This window comes from Streptomyces sp. MK7, from assembly GCF_032658145.1.
Classification (GTDB): Bacteria; Actinomycetota; Actinomycetes; order Streptomycetales; family Streptomycetaceae; genus Streptomyces; species Streptomyces spiralis.
The window spans coordinates 171,331-189,697 of record NZ_JAVACL010000002.1; the positions used below are offsets into that span (position 1 = coordinate 171,331).

Annotated in this window: 15 protein-coding genes and 5 tRNA genes; 8 read left to right on the plus strand and 12 right to left on the minus strand. The window is 74.0% G+C overall.

Annotated elements, in window-relative coordinates:
- The first annotated feature begins 216 nt into the window (after window positions 1-216).
- Complete coding sequence (locus tag R2S09_RS03455; protein ID WP_306188571.1) at window positions 217-777, plus strand: CGNR zinc finger domain-containing protein; 561 nt, start codon at window positions 217-219, stop codon at window positions 775-777.
- Between the two features lie 73 nt (window positions 778-850).
- Here the strand turns inward: R2S09_RS03455 and R2S09_RS03460 are convergent, their stop codons facing one another.
- Both R2S09_RS03460 and R2S09_RS03465 read right to left on the minus strand, forming a co-directional pair.
- Window positions 851-1,003 (minus strand): hypothetical protein, encoded by a 153-nt coding sequence (locus tag R2S09_RS03460; RefSeq protein WP_189898003.1) that lies wholly within the window; start codon window positions 1,001-1,003, stop codon window positions 851-853.
- Window positions 1,004-1,209: 206 nt separating this feature from the next.
- Window positions 1,210-1,662 (minus strand): hypothetical protein, encoded by a 453-nt coding sequence (locus R2S09_RS03465; RefSeq protein ID WP_306188573.1) that lies wholly within the window; start codon window positions 1,660-1,662, stop codon window positions 1,210-1,212.
- A gap of 782 nt (window positions 1,663-2,444) precedes the next feature.
- Here R2S09_RS03465 and R2S09_RS03470 point away from each other — a divergent pair.
- Window positions 2,445-2,972, plus strand: coding sequence for a DsbA family protein (locus R2S09_RS03470; RefSeq protein ID WP_316739698.1), 528 nt, complete (start codon window positions 2,445-2,447; stop codon window positions 2,970-2,972).
- A gap of 66 nt (window positions 2,973-3,038) precedes the next feature.
- Here the strand turns inward: R2S09_RS03470 and R2S09_RS03475 are convergent, their stop codons facing one another.
- The 3 genes from R2S09_RS03475 to R2S09_RS03485 all read right to left on the minus strand — a co-directional run bounded on the left by R2S09_RS03475 (window position 3,039) and on the right by R2S09_RS03485 (window position 5,871).
- A complete protein-coding gene (locus R2S09_RS03475; RefSeq protein WP_316739699.1) occupies window positions 3,039-3,863 on the minus strand; it encodes a GNAT family N-acetyltransferase in 825 nt (274 codons plus the stop codon).
- Window positions 3,864-3,936: 73 nt separating this feature from the next.
- Window positions 3,937-4,758, minus strand: a complete 822-nt coding sequence (locus R2S09_RS03480) for an aminotransferase class IV (protein WP_306188578.1) — start codon at window positions 4,756-4,758, stop codon at window positions 3,937-3,939.
- Between the two features lie 63 nt (window positions 4,759-4,821).
- Complete coding sequence (locus R2S09_RS03485; RefSeq protein ID WP_316739700.1) at window positions 4,822-5,871, minus strand: chorismate-binding protein; 1,050 nt, start codon at window positions 5,869-5,871, stop codon at window positions 4,822-4,824.
- Window positions 5,872-6,048: 177 nt separating this feature from the next.
- Here R2S09_RS03485 and R2S09_RS03490 point away from each other — a divergent pair.
- The 5 genes from R2S09_RS03490 to R2S09_RS03510 all read left to right on the plus strand — a co-directional run bounded on the left by R2S09_RS03490 (window position 6,049) and on the right by R2S09_RS03510 (window position 6,537).
- A tRNA-Gly gene (locus R2S09_RS03490) sits at window positions 6,049-6,121 on the plus strand.
- Window positions 6,122-6,157: 36 nt separating this feature from the next.
- A tRNA-Cys gene (locus tag R2S09_RS03495) sits at window positions 6,158-6,231 on the plus strand.
- A 1-nt stretch (window position 6,232) separates the two neighbouring features.
- Window positions 6,233-6,304: transfer RNA gene (locus tag R2S09_RS03500), tRNA-Val, on the plus strand.
- A gap of 35 nt (window positions 6,305-6,339) precedes the next feature.
- Window positions 6,340-6,411, plus strand: a tRNA-Val gene (locus R2S09_RS03505).
- Window positions 6,412-6,465: 54 nt separating this feature from the next.
- Window positions 6,466-6,537: transfer RNA gene (locus R2S09_RS03510), tRNA-Val, on the plus strand.
- A gap of 56 nt (window positions 6,538-6,593) precedes the next feature.
- Here R2S09_RS03510 and R2S09_RS03515 read toward each other — a convergent pair.
- From R2S09_RS03515 to R2S09_RS03525, 3 genes are all read right to left on the minus strand, one after another.
- The gene (locus tag R2S09_RS03515) at window positions 6,594-6,884 is read right to left on the minus strand and encodes a zf-TFIIB domain-containing protein (protein ID WP_306188580.1); all 291 of its coding nucleotides are present in this window, start codon (window positions 6,882-6,884) and stop codon (window positions 6,594-6,596) included.
- A gap of 80 nt (window positions 6,885-6,964) precedes the next feature.
- A complete protein-coding gene (locus R2S09_RS03520; RefSeq protein ID WP_306188582.1) occupies window positions 6,965-7,927 on the minus strand; it encodes a phosphotransferase family protein in 963 nt (320 codons plus the stop codon).
- Window positions 7,928-8,311: 384 nt separating this feature from the next.
- Entirely contained in the window at window positions 8,312-8,491 is a 180-nt protein-coding gene (locus tag R2S09_RS03525; RefSeq protein ID WP_306188583.1) for a hypothetical protein, read from the minus strand.
- A gap of 591 nt (window positions 8,492-9,082) precedes the next feature.
- On the opposite strand from R2S09_RS03525, the gene R2S09_RS03530 reads away from it, so the two are divergent.
- Entirely contained in the window at window positions 9,083-10,528 is a 1,446-nt protein-coding gene (locus R2S09_RS03530; RefSeq protein WP_316739701.1) for a serine/threonine-protein kinase, read from the plus strand.
- Between the two features lie 84 nt (window positions 10,529-10,612).
- On the opposite strand, the gene R2S09_RS03535 is transcribed toward R2S09_RS03530, so the two are convergent.
- The 4 genes from R2S09_RS03535 to cbiE all read right to left on the minus strand — a co-directional run bounded on the left by R2S09_RS03535 (window position 10,613) and on the right by cbiE (window position 18,346).
- Window positions 10,613-11,431 (minus strand): RNA methyltransferase, encoded by an 819-nt coding sequence (locus tag R2S09_RS03535; protein ID WP_316739702.1) that lies wholly within the window; start codon window positions 11,429-11,431, stop codon window positions 10,613-10,615.
- A gap of 63 nt (window positions 11,432-11,494) precedes the next feature.
- Window positions 11,495-12,727 carry a uroporphyrinogen-III C-methyltransferase gene (gene cobA / locus R2S09_RS03540; protein ID WP_316739704.1) on the minus strand — a complete coding sequence of 411 codons (1,233 nt, stop codon included), beginning with the start codon at window positions 12,725-12,727 and terminating at the stop codon, window positions 11,495-11,497.
- Window positions 12,728-12,967: 240 nt separating this feature from the next.
- Window positions 12,968-16,780: a nicotinate-nucleotide--dimethylbenzimidazole phosphoribosyltransferase gene (cobT, locus tag R2S09_RS03545; protein ID WP_316739706.1), complete on the minus strand. Its 3,813-nt coding sequence runs from the start codon at window positions 16,778-16,780 to the stop codon at window positions 12,968-12,970.
- Between the two features lie 345 nt (window positions 16,781-17,125).
- Entirely contained in the window at window positions 17,126-18,346 is a 1,221-nt protein-coding gene (gene cbiE, locus R2S09_RS03550) for a precorrin-6y C5,15-methyltransferase (decarboxylating) subunit CbiE (RefSeq protein WP_306188590.1), read from the minus strand.
- Window positions 18,347-18,367 lie beyond the last annotated feature (21 nt).

Genomic DNA, 18,367 nt, shown 5'->3' on the forward strand with positions numbered 1-18,367 from the left:
CGGGCCCCCTCGACTGCCCGTTGCCGTCCACTCGGGGAGACGGCTCGGGCCAGGACAACCGCATATGGGATGCACCTGCACCGGTTCCCCGCGGGGGGCCGGTGCCGGTGTGCGCGTGTGCGGGTGTCCGCGCGCCGCACGGGTGACGGTGAAGCCACTACCATCGGCCAGCATCGGCGGGCATGTGCCCGATTCCCCAGGCCTTGGGAGCGAAACGTGCTGATCACCCACGACACCCGGTGCGCGCTCGACACCGTGGTGGATCTGGTGAACACCGCACCGGAGGACGAGTCGGCGTCGGACGGGCTGGCGGACGTCGCGGCGCTCCAGGACTTCGTACGAAGCCACAAAATGAGCGATGTCGGGGTGCTGTCGGAGTTCGACCTGTCGGCGGTGCGCAGGATCCGCGGCCGGTTCGCCGGGATCTTCGCGGCGGCTGACCCCCGTACCGCCGCGGGGATGATCAACGAGCTGGTCGCCGCCGCGGGCACCACGCCCCGGCTGACGGACCACGACGGCTACGACTGGCACGTGCACTACTTCGCGCCCGGCGCCTCCGTCGCCGACCATCTGGCGGCGGACTGCGGCATGGCGCTCGCGTTCTTCGTGGTGGCCGGGGAGCAGGAGCGGCTGCGCCGCTGCGAGGCCCCAGACTGCCGTCGTGCCTTCGTCGACCTCTCCCGCAACCGCTCGCGGCGGTACTGCGACAGCCGTACGTGCGGCAACAGGCTGCATGTGGCCGCGTACCGGGCGCGACGCAAGGAGTCGGCGGGCTGAGGCCGCCTCGGTGCGGTGGCCCCGGCGGTGTCGTGGTCCCCGGCGGATGACGCCGAGGACCCACGGGTACGGCTCACAGCAACAGCAGGTCGTGCAACGCAGCCATGAGCAGCAGACACCCGATCACCGCAAGGAAGATCATCAGCGGCGGCTGGGAAAGGGCGAAGAGGCACCCGCGCGGCTCGTCCTTCGGCGGCGCGGCCTCGCTCTGTGTCGTGTCCACCATCTCGCGGCGATGATGGCGCAGCCGGCACCCGCGACGCGATCAACACGCCTGGAATGTACGGGAGTTCGTCGGATTTTTCGATCTTCGCTTCGGATCGGCCCGGGTCCTGATCGTTTCCTGGGAGACCATGATCAGTACGCGCCGTCGTGCCGGCCCGCCGACGTACCGACGTGCCGGACGCGCAGGTCACCGCCGTCGGGCGGCCGTCATATGCCGTGCTTCTTCAGGATGGCCTCGATGTCGCTGAAGTCGTCCTCGCCGCGGGAGGTGCCCTTCGCCGGGCGGGCGGCGGGACGGTCGGCCGGGCGGGTGGCGGGGCCCAGGGACGGTGCCGATGCCGCCGGAGCCACCGCGTCCCCCTGGGCGGCGCGGGCGGCCGCCCTGCGCTCCTTGCGCGTGCCGCCGCGTCGGCGCTCCACCCCGCGGGTCGTCGCGAAGAGCACCCAGGCGCAGCCGAGCAGGCCGAAGCCCGCCCACGCGGTCGGGCTGAAGGCGGTGTCGGCGAGCCAGCCGACGACGCCGGTCATCACCAGGCCGATCGGGACGAGGGAGTAGGCGGCGATACGGGTCGCCGCGAGGAATCGCTTGCGGTAGGCCGTGACCGCGGCAATGCCCAGGCCGGCCGCGGAGACGGCGGAACAGACGGTCTCGGCAATCATCCGGTCCTCCAGGGCAGCGCTCACCGGTCGGGCAGTTCGTCCCTTCCATCCTGCACCGTCCACTCCCCGCAAGGCCACGCCTCGGGCGGACATCAGGGACATCTCCGGGTCTCCTCCTCCCCAGGTGCCGGCCCGGCCCGCCGCTGGACGCTGCCATGGCCGGCCCACCCGCATGATCCTCGGGGTGAGATCCCGTAGGGGCCCGCACGGCGCATCGGCACACACGTGCCGTCCGGCGGTCCGGCCCCTGTCCGCCCGGCCCGGACGCATCGGCACCCGTCCAGCGGCCCAGGGGGCCCGGCCAGGTCCCGCACGGTCAGCCCCCGGTCGGCGGGATCCGGGATCCATCCACAGGGCCCGCCCGCATCGAGCCCTGCCCCACGGCATGGCTCGGCCCGAGTCCTGACCGGAGGCCCCGGTACATCGGGTCCCAGCGAGCCCCGACGTGTCGGCCCCCGCCCCCGTCGGCCCAACCGACCAGGCCGGACCATGTCCCGACCGGTGGCCAGATGGCTGCCGGCTGGGTGACTCCCGGTGGCCGGGTGGCTGCCTGCGGGTGGCCGGGGGTGCCGCCAGTGGCCGGGGGTGCTGCCGGTGGCCGGGTGGCTGCCTGGCGGTGTCCGGGGGTGCTGCCCGTGGGCGGGGGTGCTGCCGGTGGCCGGGTGGCTGCCTGCCAGTGGCCGGCGGTGCCGCCCAGTGGCCGGGGTGCTGCTGGTAGCCGGGGTGCTGCCGGTGGGTGGGTGGATTGGGTGATGGGGTGGGGGGCTGGGAGACTGGGGGACATGAGCGACTCCTCCTCCGCGTCCGCCGTTCCCGTTCTCGACGTCTGGTGCGAGCTGCAGTGTCCGGACTGCCGCACCGCGCTGGACGATCTGCGCGCCCTGCGTTCCCGCTACGGCGACCGGCTGGAGCTGCGGCTGCGGCACTTCCCGCTGGAGAAGCACAAGCACGCCTTCGCGGCCGCGCAGGCCGCCGAGGAGGCCGCCGAGCAGGGGCGGCTGTGGCCGTACGTGGAGGCGGTGCTCGGCCGCGTGGCGGAGCTGGACCGCAAGGGCGAGCCGCTGCTCGTCGAGGTGGCCCGTGAACTGGCTCTTGACGCGGAGGAGTTCGACACCGCGCTCGTCGACGGCCGGCACATCCTGATCGTCGACGCCGACCAGGCCGAGGGCAAGGCGATCGGTGTCACGGGCACGCCGACCTACGTCGTCGGCGGCGAGCGCCTGGACGGCGGAAAGAGCCAGGAGGGCCTGCGCGCACGCATCGAGGAGATCGTGGACCGTCTGCTGGCCGAGGCCGAACGGCCGCACTGACCGACCAGGCCCGGTCGGTCAGCCGGGGTGGGCGGGCCTCCCCTTCTCGTCCCCCGCGTGCGGCTCCTACAGGAGTTCCTTGTAGAGGGCGTAGAGCACCGGGCGGTAGCCGAGGGAGTCGTACAGGCGCTCCGCGGGGGTGTTGCCCGCGAAGACGTTGAGGCCAAGGACGCGCTTGCCCGCGGCCACCGCCTGGGCCTCGGCCAGGAGCATCAGGGAGCGGCCGTGCCCCCGGCCGCGCAAGCGTTCGTCGGCCTCCACGTCGTAGACGTAGGCCTTGTCGTCGCCGACGGCGAGCCAGAGGGTGCCGACCGGGGTGCCCTCGTGTTCCAGGACACTCAGCAGCATGCCGGGGGTCGCCGGCCCCTGGGGCAGCAGCCGGGCGTGGTCGGACTCCGACTTGGCCCATGCCTCGTCGGCGGGTACGCCGCGGTCGATCCAGCTCTGGGCGTATCCGGCCTTGCCGTGTTCCAGCCACGGCCCGTACTCGGCCTCCGTCAGCGGTCTGCCGCGGCTGCCGGCCGGCAGTTCGGGCGCGGTGGTGCCGAGCTGCTTCTCCATGCCGCGGTTGCGCTGGAGGTAGCCGAGGGCCGTGACGAGCCGGACCGCGGCCTCCTCGTCGGCGGGCACGGCGATCTCGATCCGCTTGCAGCCCCAGCCGCGCGCCACCTCCTCGGCGGCGAGCGCGGCCACCGTGCCCCGGCCCCGTCCGCGGTCGGGTTCGTCGATGCGCAGCTCCAGGATGCGGGCCACGGCCGGTCCGAAGACCGGGTGCGTCGAGAGATGGGTCACGCCGACGGGACGGCTGTTCACGCACACCTGGTAGCGGCGTGAACGTGTTCCGTCGGCGTGGTGCTGAAGCGGCTCGGTGGGCCGCAGGGTGGTGGTCATCAGGGTTGTTCTACCCGCGACCGGTCCCCGTGTCAGCCGCATTTCCGCGGCTTCGGCGGATCTCGGGAAGGGCCTACGGGTCCTGGTCGTGCCCCGACCGTTCGTCGAAGACGCGCATGGCCTTGGCGGTCACCGGGCCCGCCGTGCCCGGCAGTTCGCGGTCGTCCACGCGGTGGACGGCCTGGACGTCGCGCAGCGTGGAGGTGAGGAAGACCTCCTCGGCGCGCTGAAGGACGTCCAGCGGCAGGTCGGTCTCCTTGGCGCCGGTCCACTCGATCGCGAGCTCGCGCGTGATGCCGGCGAGGCAGCCGGAGGCGAGCGGCGGGGTGCGGAGCTCGCCGTCGAGGACGACGAAGACGTTGGAGCCGGTGCCCTCGCAGAGCTGTCCGACGGTGTTGCCGAAGAGGGCCTCGGAGGCGCCGTGTTGGTGGGCGCGGGCGAGGGCGACGACGTTCTCGGCGTAGGAGGTGGTCTTCAGGCCGGTGAGCGCCCCGCGCTCGTTGCGGGTCCAGGGAACCGTGACGACGGCGGTGGAGTCGGGGCGGCGGGTCGTCTCGCCGAGAGCGACCACGAGGGTCGGACCGTGGTCGCCGCGGTCGGAGCCGAGGGGGCCGTGGCCGCCGGTGTAGGTGATGCGCAGCCGGCCCAGCGGCATCGGGTTGGCCTCGAGGACGGCGGCGCAGGCGCGGCGGACCTCGTCGTGGTCGGGGTCGGGCAGCCCCAGGCCGCGCGCCGAGCGGCTCAGCCGGTTCAGGTGACGGGTGAGCGCGAACGGCTCTCCGTCGACCGCCTTCACCGTCTCGAAAATCCCGTCGCCCACGGTCAGCCCGTGGTCGAGGACGGAGACGCGGGCGGACTCGATGTCCCGCAGCCCGCCGTCGAGCCAGATCTTCACTGTTGCCGTCCCTCTCCACTGTCCTCGTGCGACCTGTCGTACGGGGTCTCGTACGACAGGTCGTCATGACGTCTCGTACGCATCCCCGTACGTGCCCGACGCTACCGCGAGCAGCCGGGCCGCCTTCAGCTCGGTCTCCCGCCACTCCCCCTCGGGGTCGGAGTCCCAGGTGATGCCGGCGCCGGCGCCGAAGCGCAGGACGGCCGTGCCGCCCGGGGCCCGGTCGATCCAGAAGGTGCGGATGCCGACGGCCAGCTCCCCCACGCCCCGGTCGGCGTCGACCCAGCCGATGCCGCCGCAGTAGGGGCCGCGGGGTGCCGTCTCCAGGGCGTCGATGATCCGCAGCGAGCTCGACTTGGGGGCGCCGGTGATCGAGCCGGCCGGGAAGGCGGCGTCGAGCAGTTCCGGCCAGCCGGCGTCGGCGCGCAGCTCGCCGCGGACCGAGGAGACCAGGTGGACCAGGCCGGGGTGCTTCTCGACGGCGCACAGGTCGGGGACGGTGACGCTGCCGCCGGTGCAGACGCGCCCGATGTCGTTGCGGACCAGGTCCACGATCATCACGTTCTCGGCGTAGTCCTTCTCCAGGAGTTCCGCCTCGGTGCGGGCCGTGCCCTTGATCGGACCGGACTCCACGGCCCGCCCGTCACGGCGCAGGAAGAGCTCGGGGGACGCGGTGGCGATCTCCACGCCGTGTCCGGGCAGCCGAATCGTTCCGGCGTACGGCGCGGGGTTGCCGCGGGCCAGTACGGCGGTCAGGGCGTCCACATCGGCGTCGGGCGCGATCGGCGCGGACAGCACCCGGCAGAGGTTCACCTGGTAGACCTCGCCGGCCGCGATGTGCTCCCGGATGCGGCGCACGCCCGCGGTGTAGGCGGCGAGGTCCAGTGACGACGTCCAGTCACCGGCCGCCGGGCCCCGCCACGCTCCGGGCACCGGGGCGGGCACGGCCTCCTCCCGCACGTCCCGGAAGCGGGCGCAGGTCAGCCGGCCCTCGTAGTCGGCGGCGACGGCCCAGAAGCCGGCGGAGTCCAGGGCCGCGGGGTCGCTGGTGACGTCGGTCAGGCCGGTGGCGACACGGTCACCGAAGCGGGCGAGAGGAGCGAGGTCGTGCACGTGGCCGAGTCTATGGGGGGTGTCCCGCGGGTGACCCGGGCGTGTCCTCCCGGGGGCCTGACATGGTCCTCACCTGGACGCAGCGCAGCACGCTGCACAAACGCGTTTTTGTACTGGCCCGGGAATCCGCTAGAGTTCAACACGTCGCCGGGACGCGCAAGCGAACCGAAACGACAGGCGGACGTAGCTCAGTTGGTAGAGCGCAACCTTGCCAAGGTTGAGGTCGCGAGTTCGAGCCTCGTCGTCCGCTCGAAGGAAGTGGGGACTCCCGGTCCCCTACACTCCTGGTGGAGTGGCCGAGAGGCGAGGCAACGGCCTGCAAAGCCGTCTACACGGGTTCAAATCCCGTCTCCACCTCCAAGGACGATTAGCTCAGCGGGAGAGCGCTTCCCTGACACGGAAGAGGTCACTGGTTCAATCCCAGTATCGTCCACTGGTCCGCAAGGACCTTGATCCGCGAGGGTCCCCGCGCGATTAGCTCAGCGGGAGAGCGCTTCCCTGACACGGAAGAGGTCACTGGTTCAATCCCAGTATCGCGCACGCAGTGCCCATGATCCGCTCCCATACGTGACATCGGAGCGATCGTGGTCCCGAGGACGATTAGCTCAGCGGGAGAGCGCTTCCCTGACACGGAAGAGGTCACTGGTTCAATCCCAGTATCGTCCACACGCCAGGAAGCCCCCGGCCGTCTCGTACGGCCGGGGGCTTCGTCATGCCGCGGATCAGCTGGAGAACAGCATGTGGCCGAAGCTCTTGTGGCGGTGGCCGTGGCCGTGCCCGTAGTGCCCGTGACCGCCGCCGTGCGGGGCGCCCCAGGCGGGGGCGGGCGGCGCCGGGTAGGCCTGCGGGGCCGGCGGAGGCGGCGCCGGCTGGGACCACTGGGACTCCAGGCGGGTCAGCGCCTCCAGCTCGCCGTAGTCGAGGAAGATGCCGCGGCAGCCGCTGCACTGCTCGATCTGGACGCCGTTGCGGTTGTAGGTGTGCATCGGCGCATGACACTTCGGACACTGCATGGTCGGCTCAACTCCTCGCCGTAGGTTCTGCTTCGGGTTCCGCCAGGACAGACTCCGTCCGGCCGCGGCCCGGTTGCACCCTACTTCGCCGGGTCACCGGCCAACTCCACGGGAACACCGCTCATTCGGTCACAGGCGTCCACCACGGCCTCCTCCACCTCGTCCAGCGGCCGGTGCGCCGCGCTCGCCTTGGCGACCGCCAGCGCGCCGGTCTGCACGGTGAGCGCGCGAGCGGCGGTGTCCAGGGCGGCCCACGGGTCGCCGTCCGCGGGAACGGCCGGTCCGCCCGCGGCACGGTAGGCGCCGAGGAAGCGCGTCCACTCCTCGGGCGGCAGCAGTCCGCAGGCGAACCAGGCCGCGGGGCGGGCCAGGTCCCAGGCCGGTACGCCGGTGCCGAGGTCGTCCACGTCGATCAGCAGCCAGGGCCCGCTCGGGGCCGGGTGCCGGACGAGCTGACCGAGATGCAGGTCGCCGTGGCAGAGGGCGCCGGAGGCGGCGGGCGGCATGGGCGCCTCGGCGCGGGCCCAGCCGGGCAGGGCGGCCCAGGCGCGCAGGATCGGGCGCGCGGCGGGGTGGCCGGGGGCGGCGGTGCGCAGCCGGGCCACTGCGCGGGCGGCCTTCTCGGGGCCGCGCATGGAGGGCAGGCCCGGCGGGACGGGGCTGCGGTGGAGGCGGGCCAGGAGCGTGGCGGCGGCTTCCCAGGGCGCGGCCTCGGGGGTGTCGGGGTCCACGGGCGTGCCGTACGGCCAGAAGGTGACGAGGCGGTCGCGGAGTGTGGTGGGAGTGGTGGCCGCGGAGGGCGGCGCGGGCAGCGGGGACAGCAGGATGCCGGGGAGGCGGGCGGCCGTGGTGAGGCGGAGGGTGAGTTCGGTGGGGTCGGTGCCGGGGGCGTGGGCCTTCGCGACGGTGCCGGCGTGACGGACGACCGTGGCATCGGGGCGGGTGGCGAGGACGGTTGCTTCGCAGGGGCAGTTCCTGCCGTCGGCGTGGGCCGCCCTTGCGGCCTGTGCGGTCAGCTCGGGCAGGAGGGGGGCGGTTGTCACGGGACTCCCTGGGGTGCTGCGGCGACCGTGAGCTTACGTGGATGGGTGTACGAGGTGCCCGTGCCCGTGGGGTACTGGGGGCGGTGGAAGTGCTTGCCCGCGCTTGCGGGGTGCCTTCCCCACGCTCGAACGCGCTCGCGCTCGAACGCGCTCGCGCGGGGGCGCCCCCACCGCCCACCCATGCCGCCACGGGCTACCTCCCAGGCGTTGAGGACCGGGGGAGGCACGACTGCCCGCAGCTGCGTACGTCCGTGGGAAATGACAATGCCGGCGCAGCTCCCCAGCTGCGCCGGCATTTTTGCCGTCCGCCGCACCCCCGTCCCCACGGGGTTTCATGGGTGGATGTCCCCGCCCGGACCGCTCTTCCGGGCCTGGGGTCGCCGCTCAGCGCCCCAGCATCACACCCACGGACGACGCCTGTGTGGCCACTGTGTCCCAGCCGTCGAAGACCAGCAGGAGCAGGGCCGCCAGGGGAAGGGCCATCACGGTCGCCACCAGGGGGTGGCGACGGCCCGTACGGCGGGGGCGTGTGCGGAGCAGTGTCCGCGGTGCCGTGTGGGCCATGGTCCCTCTCCTGACCGTCTCGGTTGTCATTGGCAGCGGCGGGTGTCTGACCTCGGGGGACGAGTGCTGCACCCGCCGCTTGACCTCAAATCTAGGCGTGCGGCGACGGCCGGACGTCATGCCCTCGTACCGATTGCCGGGCCTCCCGGAGGATGAGCCATGAGCTGGGGACTACTCCCCAGGGTGGAGACGCGGTCCGTGGTCTCGGGGTCTTCCCGGAGGGGCCGTCCGGAGTGTCCCGGCTTTTCCTGCCCTCGGGTGGTGACTTCGCTCACTTCCGGCATGTCCCGGAGCGTCACCCTCCGCGCCCGTCGCCCCAGCCGGCCCGCCACTCCCTGGCGCCTGCGCGCCGGGTCCCCGGACTCCGCGCCCCTCTCCGCCCGATCACCCTCCGGAGACCCAACCCCCTTTGCGCGTGCGATGGTTGGGATCATGGGCCGAGTCGGGACACTGAGGCCCTCCGGCTCCTGACCGACCTTCAATTGCGCTGCCCCGTACCGACAATCGATCGGGTAGAGCGGGCGCGGCCTCTGCGCGCGAACGGCCCCGGAAACGTAAGCTGTGGCTCGTCACAGGGACCGGGCAGCGGGGATGAACATGGCGATGATGCGCCTGAGGCGCGAGGACCCGCGCGTCGTCGGCTCGTTCAGGCTTCACCGACGGCTCGGCGCGGGCGGGATGGGCGTGGTCTATCTCGGCTCCGACCGGAAGGGTCAGCGGGTCGCGCTGAAGGTCATCCGGCCGGACCTGGCGGAGGACCAGGAGTTCCGCTCACGGTTCGCCCGCGAGGTGTCCGCGGCCCGGCGGATCCGGGGCGGCTGCACGGCCCGGCTGGTGGCGGCGGACCTGGAGGCGGACCGCCCGTGGTTCGCCACGCAGTACGTGCCCGGCCCCTCCCTGCACGACAAGGTGGCCGACGACGGTGCCCTGAGCGCGGCGGAGACCGCGGCGATCGGCGCCGCCCTGTCCGAGGGACTGGTCGCCGTGCACGAGGCCGGAGTGGTGCACCGGGACCTGAAGCCCTCCAACATCCTGCTGTCCCCCAAGGGACCGCGGATCATCGACTTCGGCATCGCCTGGGCGACCGGCGCCTCGACGCTCACCCACGTCGGCACCGCGGTCGGCTCACCGGGCTTCCTCGCTCCGGAGCAGGTGCGCGGCGCCGCGGTCACCCCGGCCACGGACGTCTTCTCGCTGGGGGCGACGCTGGCGTACGCGTCGACGGGCGACTCGCCGTTCGGGCACGGCAGCTCCGAGGTCATGCTGTACCGGGTGGTGCACGAGGAGCCCCAGCTGCACAGCGTGCCGGACGCGCTGGCTCCGCTGGTGCGGGCCTGTCTGGCGAAGGACCCCGAGGACCGGCCCAGCACGCTGCAACTCTCGCTCCGGCTCAAGGAGATCGCCGCACGCGAGGCGCAGGACCTGGGCGATCTGCGTCCGCCCGCGCCGCGCTCCGCCGAGGCCGACCGGCCCACGGGCCGGCTCGTGGACACCTACCCGGACGAGCTGCGCGCCACCTACCCGGAACAGCAGCGGGCCGGCCGCCCCGAGCACCAGCGGCTCCGTCGGCGTCCCCCTGCCTCCTCCTCCAGTACGCCGCCCCCGCGCGGCACCGTTCCGCCCTCGCGGGGTGGCACCCCGTCGCGCACGGCCGGTGCGCCCCGCGACACCGGCGCGCCGCGCGGGACCGGCGTGCCCGCCCGGTCCACCGGTGGGCGGTCCACGCCGGTGCCCCGCAACGGCGGGCGTCCGGTCGGCGGCAGCCGGCCCGCCCCGCGCGGCGGCACCCGGCGGCCGGGGCCGCGGACCACGGCGACGGGCCTGCGGCCGGCCAATCCGAGGCTGCTGCGGCAGCGGCTGTTCGTGTTCGTGGTGGTGACGCTGCTGGTGGCGCTCGGCATCGCGGCGGCGCAGGGCTGCCAGGGACCCTCGCGCGGGCTCGGCGGCGACGGCGGCGTACAGGTGAGGCAGGGGCAACAGGCGGGACCGGAGCACGCGTCGACGGCTACGGCCGACGGGCCGGTCGAGCAGTCGTAGCACCCGGTGCCGACCGACGGCCCCCGTGCCCGTGTCGTTCCTGGGTCGTCGTACGCCGTCCTGCGTCGTCGTGCGTCATCCTGCCTACGTCTCGGGGCGCCCCGTCGCCACCGCGTAGAAGGCGACGGCGGCCGCCGCTCCGACATTGAGGGAGTCGACGCCGTGGGACATGGGGATGCGGACCCACTCGTCGGCGGCCACGAGGGCCTGCCTGGACAGGCCCTCGCCCTCCGCGCCGAGCATCAGGGCGACCCGGTCCATCCGGTGCGGGGCCACGTCGTCCAGTGCCTTGGCCTTCTCGTCGGGGGTGAGGGCGAGGAGGGCGAAGCCGGCCTCGCGGACCGAGTCCAGGCCCCCCGGCCAGCTGTCGAGACGGGCGTACGGCACGGAGAAGACCGCGCCCATCGAGACCTTGACGCTGCGCCGGTACAGCGGGTCGGCGCAGTCCGGGGAGAGCAGGACGGCGTCCATGCCGAGGGCGGCGGCCGAGCGGAAGATCGCGCCGATGTTGGTGTGGTCGTTGACCGATTCCATGACCGCGACCCGGCGGGCCGTGCGCAGCAGCTCGGCGGCCGTGGGCAGCGGCTTGCGCTGCATGGAGGCGAGCGCGCCGCGGTGTACGTGGTAGCCGGTCACCCGTTCGGCGAGTCCCGGATCGACCACGTAGACCGGGGCCGGGACCTCCTCGATGACGTCCCGCATGACGTCGACCCACTTGGCGGACAGCAGCATCGAGCGCATCGTGTAGCCCGCGTCCCTGGCCCGGCGGATGACCTTCTCGCCCTCGGCGATGAACAGCCCCTCGGCGGGTTCGCGTCTGCGGCGCAGCTCGACGTCGGTCAGGCCCGTGTAGTCGGTGAGACGCGGGTCGTCGGGATCCTCGACGGTGATGAGATCGGCCACAGGGTGATACTGCCTTGTCCTGTCTGCGGTGCGGGGGGCTCGGAAGCGGTGGGTTCCCCGGGGCTACTCGGAGGCCGACGGGCCCACGGCGACGACCGCGCCGATGACGATGACCGCGGGCGGCTTCACGTCCTGGGCGCGTACGGTCTCGGCGACCGTCGCCAGGGTGGCGTCGACGCGGCGCTGGGCCGCCGTCGTGCCCTCCTGGACCAGGGCGACCGGGGTGTCGGGGGACCTGCCGTGGGCCACGAGCGTCTCGGCGATCTTCCCGATCTTGTCGACGCCCATGAGGATCACGAGCGTGCCGGTCAGCTTGGCCAGGCTCGGCCAGTCGACCAGGGAACGCTCGTCGTCGGGCGCCACATGGCCGCTGACCACGGTGAACTCGTGGGCCACCCCACGGTGGGTGACCGGGATGCCCGCCGCGCCCGGCACCGAGATGGAGCTGGAGATGCCGGGGACGACGGTGCAGGGGATGCCGGCCTCGGCGAGCGCCTGGACCTCCTCCATGCCCCGGCCGAACACGAAGGGGTCGCCGCCCTTGAGCCGGACCACCGACTTGCCCTGCTTGGCGTGCTCGATGAGCGCGTGGTTGATGGCCTCCTGGGCCATGTAGCGGCCGTAGGGGATCTTCGCCGCGTCGATCACCTCGACGTGCGGCGGGAGTTCGGCGAGCAGGTCGCGCGGGCCGAGGCGGTCGGCGATGACGACATCGGCCTCGGCGAGCAGCCGGCGGCCGCGCACGGTGATCAGATCCGGGTCGCCGGGGCCGCCGCCGACGAGGGCGACGCCCGGCGTACGGGTGCGGTGGTGCGGGGCGACCAGGGTGCCGTCGCGCAGGCCCTCCACCACGGCGTCACGGATGGCGGCGGTGTGCCGGGGGTCGCGGCCGCGCGCGCTCGTGGTGAGCACGGCGACGGTGACGCCCTCGCTGTGGCCGGTGGCCGGGGTCCAGGCGGTGGCCTGGTCGGCGTCGTCGGAGCGGACGCACCAGACGCGGTGCCGCTCCGCCTCGGCGGAGGCACGGGCGTTGGCGTCGTGGTCGCTGGTGGCGATCAGGGCGTACCAGGCGTCCGCGAGGTCGCCGTCCTGGTAGGGGCGCCGCTCCCAGGTGATCTCGCCCGCGTCCGCCATGGCTTCGACGGAGGGGGTCGCCTCGGGCGACACGAGGACGATGTCCGCGCCCGCGGCGATGAGCGCCGGAAGACGGCGCTGGGCGACCTGGCCGCCGCCGAGGACGATCACGCGGCGGCCGGTGAGGCGGAGGCCTACGGGGTAGGCGGGGTGTTCGGCCATGTGGGTGCGGCTCCTCTTGGGGCGGTGCAGAGGTCCTGACGTGCGGATTTTAAGGTGCGCGCGGGTTTTGGCGGGCAGGTGTCCGATGGCTGGGCAGCGTGGCCGGGTACGGCCTTGGGGCGGTCGTGGCCACCCGTTCCGCCTGGGGTCACCTCCCAGGCCCTCAAGGCACTGGGGGAGGAACGGCTGCCCACGACCACCGGCACTGCTGTACCCGGAGTCCCCGCTTCGGAGGTACCGCTACTTCTCTGTTACGCCCGCCGAGTCGAACGTCGCCACCTCGTGCATCGCTCGCGCCGTGCTCTGCACCAGCGGCAGGGCGAGCAGGGCGCCCGTGCCCTCGCCGAGGCGGAGGTCGAGGTCGACCAGGGGGCGCAGGCCGAGCTTGTTCAGGGCCGCGACGTGTCCCGGCTCGGCACTGCGGTGGCCGGCGATGCAGGCCGCGAGCACCTCGGGGGCGATCGCGCGGGCCACCAGCGCGGCGGCACCGGCGCTGACGCCGTCCAGGATCACCGGTGTACGCAGCGAGGCGCCGCCGAGGAGCAGGCCGACCATGGCCGCGTGCTCGAAGCCGCCGATCGCGGCGAGCACGCCGATGGGGTCGGCCGGGTCCGGCTGGTGGAGGTCCAGGGCGCGGCGGACGACCTCGGTCTTGCGGGCCAGGGTCTCGTCGTTGATGCCCGTGCCCCGGCCGGTGACCTCGGCCGGGTCGGCGCCGGTGTAGACGGAGATGAGGGCCGCGGACGCGGTGGTGTTAGCGATGCCCATCTCGCCGGTGAGCAGCGCCTTGTTGCCCGCCGCGACCAGGTCGCGGGCGGTCTCGATGCCGACCTCGATGGCCTTCTTGGCCTCCTCGCGGCTCATCGCGGGGCCGGTGGTCATGTCGGACGTGCCCGCGCGCACCTTGCGGGGCAGCAGGCCGGGCGTGGCCGGCAGGTCGGCGGCGACGCCCACGTCGACCACGCAGACCTCGGCGCCCACCTGGGCCGCGAAGGCGTTGCAGACCGCTCCCCCGCCGAGGAAGTTGGCCACCATCTGGGCGGTGACCTCCTGCGGCCAGGGGGTGACGCCCTGGGCGTGCACGCCGTGGTCGCCGGCGAAGATCGCCACGGCCGCGGGCTCGGGGATCGGCGGCGGGCACTGCCGGGACAGCCCGGACAGCTGGGCGGAGATGATCTCCAGCATGCCCAGCGCGCCCGCCGGCTTGGTCATCCGCTTCTGCCGCTCCCACGCCTCGCCGAGCGCCTTGGCGTCCAGCGGGCGGATCTGGGCGACGGTCTCGGCGAGCAGGTCGTGCGGCTCCTCACCGGGCAGGGCGCGGCGGCCGTACGTCTCCTCGTGGACCACCCAGGACAGCGGGCGCCGCTTGGACCAGCCTGCCTGCATCAGCTCGGGCTCGTCCGGGAACTCGTCGACGTATCCGACGCACAGGTAGGCGATGACCTCCAGGTGCTCGGGCAGGCCGAGGGCGCGGACCATCTCGCGCTCGTCGAAGAAGCTGACCCAGCCGACGCCGAGGCCCTCGGCGCGGGCGGCGAGCCACAGGTTCTCCACGGCGAGCGCGGCGGAGTACGGCGCCATCTGCGGCTGGGTGTGCCGGCCGAGGGTGTGGCGGCCGCCCCGGGTGGGGTCGGCGGTGACGACGATGTTCACCGGGGTGTCGAGGATGGCCTCGATCTTCAGTTCCTTGAACTGCTTGGCCCGGCCCTTCGGCAGCGACTTGGCGTAGGCGTCGCGCTGCCGCACGGCCAGTTCGTGCATCGCGCGGCGGGTGTCGGCGGAGCGGATGACGACGAAGTCCCACGGCTGCGAGTGGCCGACGGACGGGGCCGTGTGCGCGGCCTCCAGGACGCGGAGCAGCACCTCGTGCGGGATCGGGTCGCTGCGGAAGCCGTTGCGGATGTCGCGGCGCTCGCGCATCACCTTGAGCACGGCCTCGCGCTCGGCCTCGTCGTAACCGGGCGCGGCCGGACCGGTGGACTGTCGTGCTTCCGCCACTGCGGCCGTGCTCTCTTCCTGGTGTTCTTCCTGGTCGGCGACCTGGGTGTCCAGGTCGTCCGCGTGCTGGACCACCGCCGGGTCCGGCTCCTCGCCGGGCGCGGCGGGAACGGTGTCGCCGTCGCGGGGGGCGGGGACCATGGCGACCGGGTCCTGCGAGGTCCCCTCGGCGGGCCGCGGCTCCGGTTCCTGAGCGGCCTCCGGCCGCTGCACGGGCTGGGCCTGGGCCTGGGGGTGGGCCTGGGGCTGCGGCTCGGTCTGGGCCTCGGGCTGGTCCGTCGGCACGACGAGCGGGTGCGGGGGCGTCGGGGCCAGGTGCGGGGTGGTCGGCACCGAGCCTTCGACCGGCACGAACTGCCCCAGCGGCAGGCCGGGTCGGGCCTGGGCCGGGACACTGCTGGGGAGCGGGGCGCCGCCGGGGATGTGTGCGTCCTGCGTGCCGTCCTCGGGGAAGGCCGCGGCGGGTGCGGGCGCGGATGCGTGCTCCCCGGGCGCCTGCTCTGTGGTGGGGGGTGCGTCGCTGTGGGGGGCTTCAGGGACTGCCTGGGCCTCGAGGTGTGCCTCGTGATGCCCCTCGGGAGTCGCGGGCGCCTCGGCGACCGCCGGCATCTGGGCCAGGGGGGCCGCCTCGCCGGCCGGGGCCGCCTCGGGAACGACCGGCCGGTCCTGCTCGGCGGCCCGGTGGTGGCCGGCCGAAGGTTCGCCGCCTTCGGCGGGCGTCGCCGGCTTAATCGCACCCTCGGCCTCTGGGTGGGGCGTGGCCTCGGGCTCGGGTACGGGGACGGGCGCGACCTCCGTCGGCTGCGGGGCCGTCTGTGTGACCGACGCGTCCGCGGGGAGCTGCTCGGGGGCGGGAGCCTGCTCGGCAGGAGCCTCCACCGGTCCCGTGACCTGCACGCCTTCCGTGGCCTGCGCGGCCTGCGCGGCCTCCACGCCTTCGGGAGCCTGCACGCCCTCCGGACCGTGACCGGCCTCGGGAACCCCCTCCACCCCGGTGGCCTGCGGGGTGCGGGTCGCCTCGGGCGCCTGCCCACCGTGCGTGGACCGTGCGTCGTCCGGCGCCGGGTCGGCCTCGGCGGCGGGCGCGTCCGGAGCCTGGTCCGGCTCCGCTGCCGGTACGGCCTCGGCCGGAGGCCCCACGTACCCGGCGTCGGGCACCTGTGCGTCCGAGACGCCGTGGGCGCCCACCGGCTCCTGGCCCGCACCGGAAGCGTGCACGTCGTCCACGCCGCCCGTGCCGTCCGTCACCTGCGCGAACTCCGCGCCGTGAGTCTCGTGCGCGGCCCGCGCGTCCTCCTGCACGCCCGTCTGGTCCTGCGGCAGTTGGCCGCCCTCCGCGGCGTGTCCGGCAGCGGGCACGGCGGCACCGGCCTGGGCCGCGAGCCGGGCCACGGCGGCCTGGGCCGCGCCGACCGGCTCGCCGTCTCCCGGAACAACCGTTTCCGCAGCCGCCACCTGTGTCCGCACCGGAGGCGCCACGGGCGCCTGCACGCTCTGCGCGGCCTCCGTACTCTGCGCGGCCTGCACATTCTGCGTGCTCTGCACGCCCCAGGGAGCGGCGCCCTGCGGGGCCGTCTCCGGCGGCTGCTGTACGTCGAGGTACTCGGGCCCGACGGTGGGCGGCCCGGAGTGCCGGACCGGTGCGCCCGCGGGGCCGCGGTCGGCCAGGGAGCGGACGGGGCTCGCGGAGACGTCGGGGATCGGCGGGCCGAGGTGCAGGGGCCGCCGCGGGGGCGTCGCCGCGGCGGGTGGCGCAACGTGCGGCGTGGCGGTCGGGTCGGGGTGCAGTACGCCGGCGAGGTCGACGGAGCCGCTGTCCCGGCCGGCCGTCTCGTGCGGGCCCGGCTGGTGGACGGCCTCGACGACCGGTTCCGGGGCGGGCGGGGGCACTTCGTTGCCCCACGCGCCCTGGGAGCCGGGCAGCAGCAGGTCTTCGTCCTCGGCGGGAGACTCGGAGAGGTAGGTGTACGCGCCGTGCGCGGGGACGCCCGGCTGCTCCACCATGCCTGCGCTCTCCGGCTGCCCCTCGCCCGGGACCTGGCCGGTGTCGGTCATGCGTACCCCTCGCCCATCGGTTAGTGCTTCTACGACCAGCTCACCGGGAACGGCGCACCGACCGCCCCCCAGTGAAGAACGAGCGTCCCCGCCCGGCGGCACGAACGACCCGCCGTAAAAGGCGACAAAGCCATTGAGTGGCATTGTGGCGGTCGTTCGGCCGCGGCGACAGCGTGATCCGCCACGGTCCGCTGTGGACTGCGCCACGTTGCGCGTCCCCTGGTTCTGCCGTACCACACCCACCGCAAAACGGGCGGGTTTTCCGGACATTGACGAACGAAGTTCCGGACCACCCAGTGCGGTACAACGATCGGCCAGCCTACCGCGCGCGGTACGACGATCCGATCACGGGGCGCGGTCGGGGAGCACACCGCAGAGCAGGAAAGCGACGCTCCGCTCCGTCTCCGCCCAGGCGCGGGTGTCGAGTTCGACGGACTGCAGCAGGGCGCATTCGACCTGGTAGCCGTGCTCGGTCAGGTCGCGGCCGACGAGTTCGGCGGCGTCGCGGTTGGAGGCGTGCGCGACGATGCGCTGCGGGCGCCGGTCGGCGACCGCGGAGACCACGGCGGCTCCCCCGCCGCCGACGCGGACGACGTCCGGTTCGGGCAGGTTCTCCAGGATGTGCGGGGCGGTGCCCTGCACCACTTGCAGCTGGACGCCGAAGCGGCGTGCGGTGGCCTCGGTGCGGGCGCAGGACTCCGGGTCGCGGTCGACGGCGATGACGGCGGCGCCGCCGCGGGCGGCCTCGGTGGCGAACGCCCCGCTGCCGCAGCCGATGTCCCAGACGAGGTCGCCGACGCGCGGTCCCAGCCGGGCGAGCTGAGCGGCCCTCAGCAGATCCGTTTCTCCCTCGCCGAGCGGGCCGCCGTGGGAGGCGTAGGAAGCGGCGGGCTGGGTCCAGCCGCGCGGTCCGGCGGCGGGGTCGCGTCCGGCGATCCAGCCGCCGCCCTCGCCGGCCCCGGCCCGGCCGCCGATGACGATGACGACGTTCGGGTCGCGCCAGGTGTGGTCGGCGGCCTTGTCGGAGGTGACGACGGTGACCTGTTCGCGTTCGGTGCCGAGTTCCTCGCAGATGACGAAGGTGCGGTGCACGCCGTCGAGGAGCAGGCCCAGTTCGGCCGGTCCGGCGCCGGGCGCGGTCAGCACGGCGACCTTGGTGTGGGCTCGGCACACGTTCACCGCGCGTCGCAGGGTGCGCTTGTGTGCGACGACGACCTGTGCGTCGTCCCAGGGCATTCCGGCGCGGGCGAAGGCGGCGGCCACGGAGGAGACGGCCGGGACGACCTCGACCTCCAGGCCGAACTCCGGCGCGCGCAGGGTCCGAACCACCCCGAAGAAGGCCGGGTCGCCGTCGGCGAGCACCACGGCGGTGCCCCGGTGGGCGGCGATACGGCGGGCGGCGAGGGCGACGCTGCCGAGGCGGATCCGCTCGGCCGATGGCGGCACCTCGGGCAGCGCCAGGTGGTGGGCGGCGCCCGCCACCAGCGTGGCGGCGCCGAGTGCGCCGCGCGCCGCCTCGGTCAGCGGCGAACCGTCCCAGCCGATCACCGTGACCCGGTCGGCCATCGTCGTCAGTCTCCTGGGGGT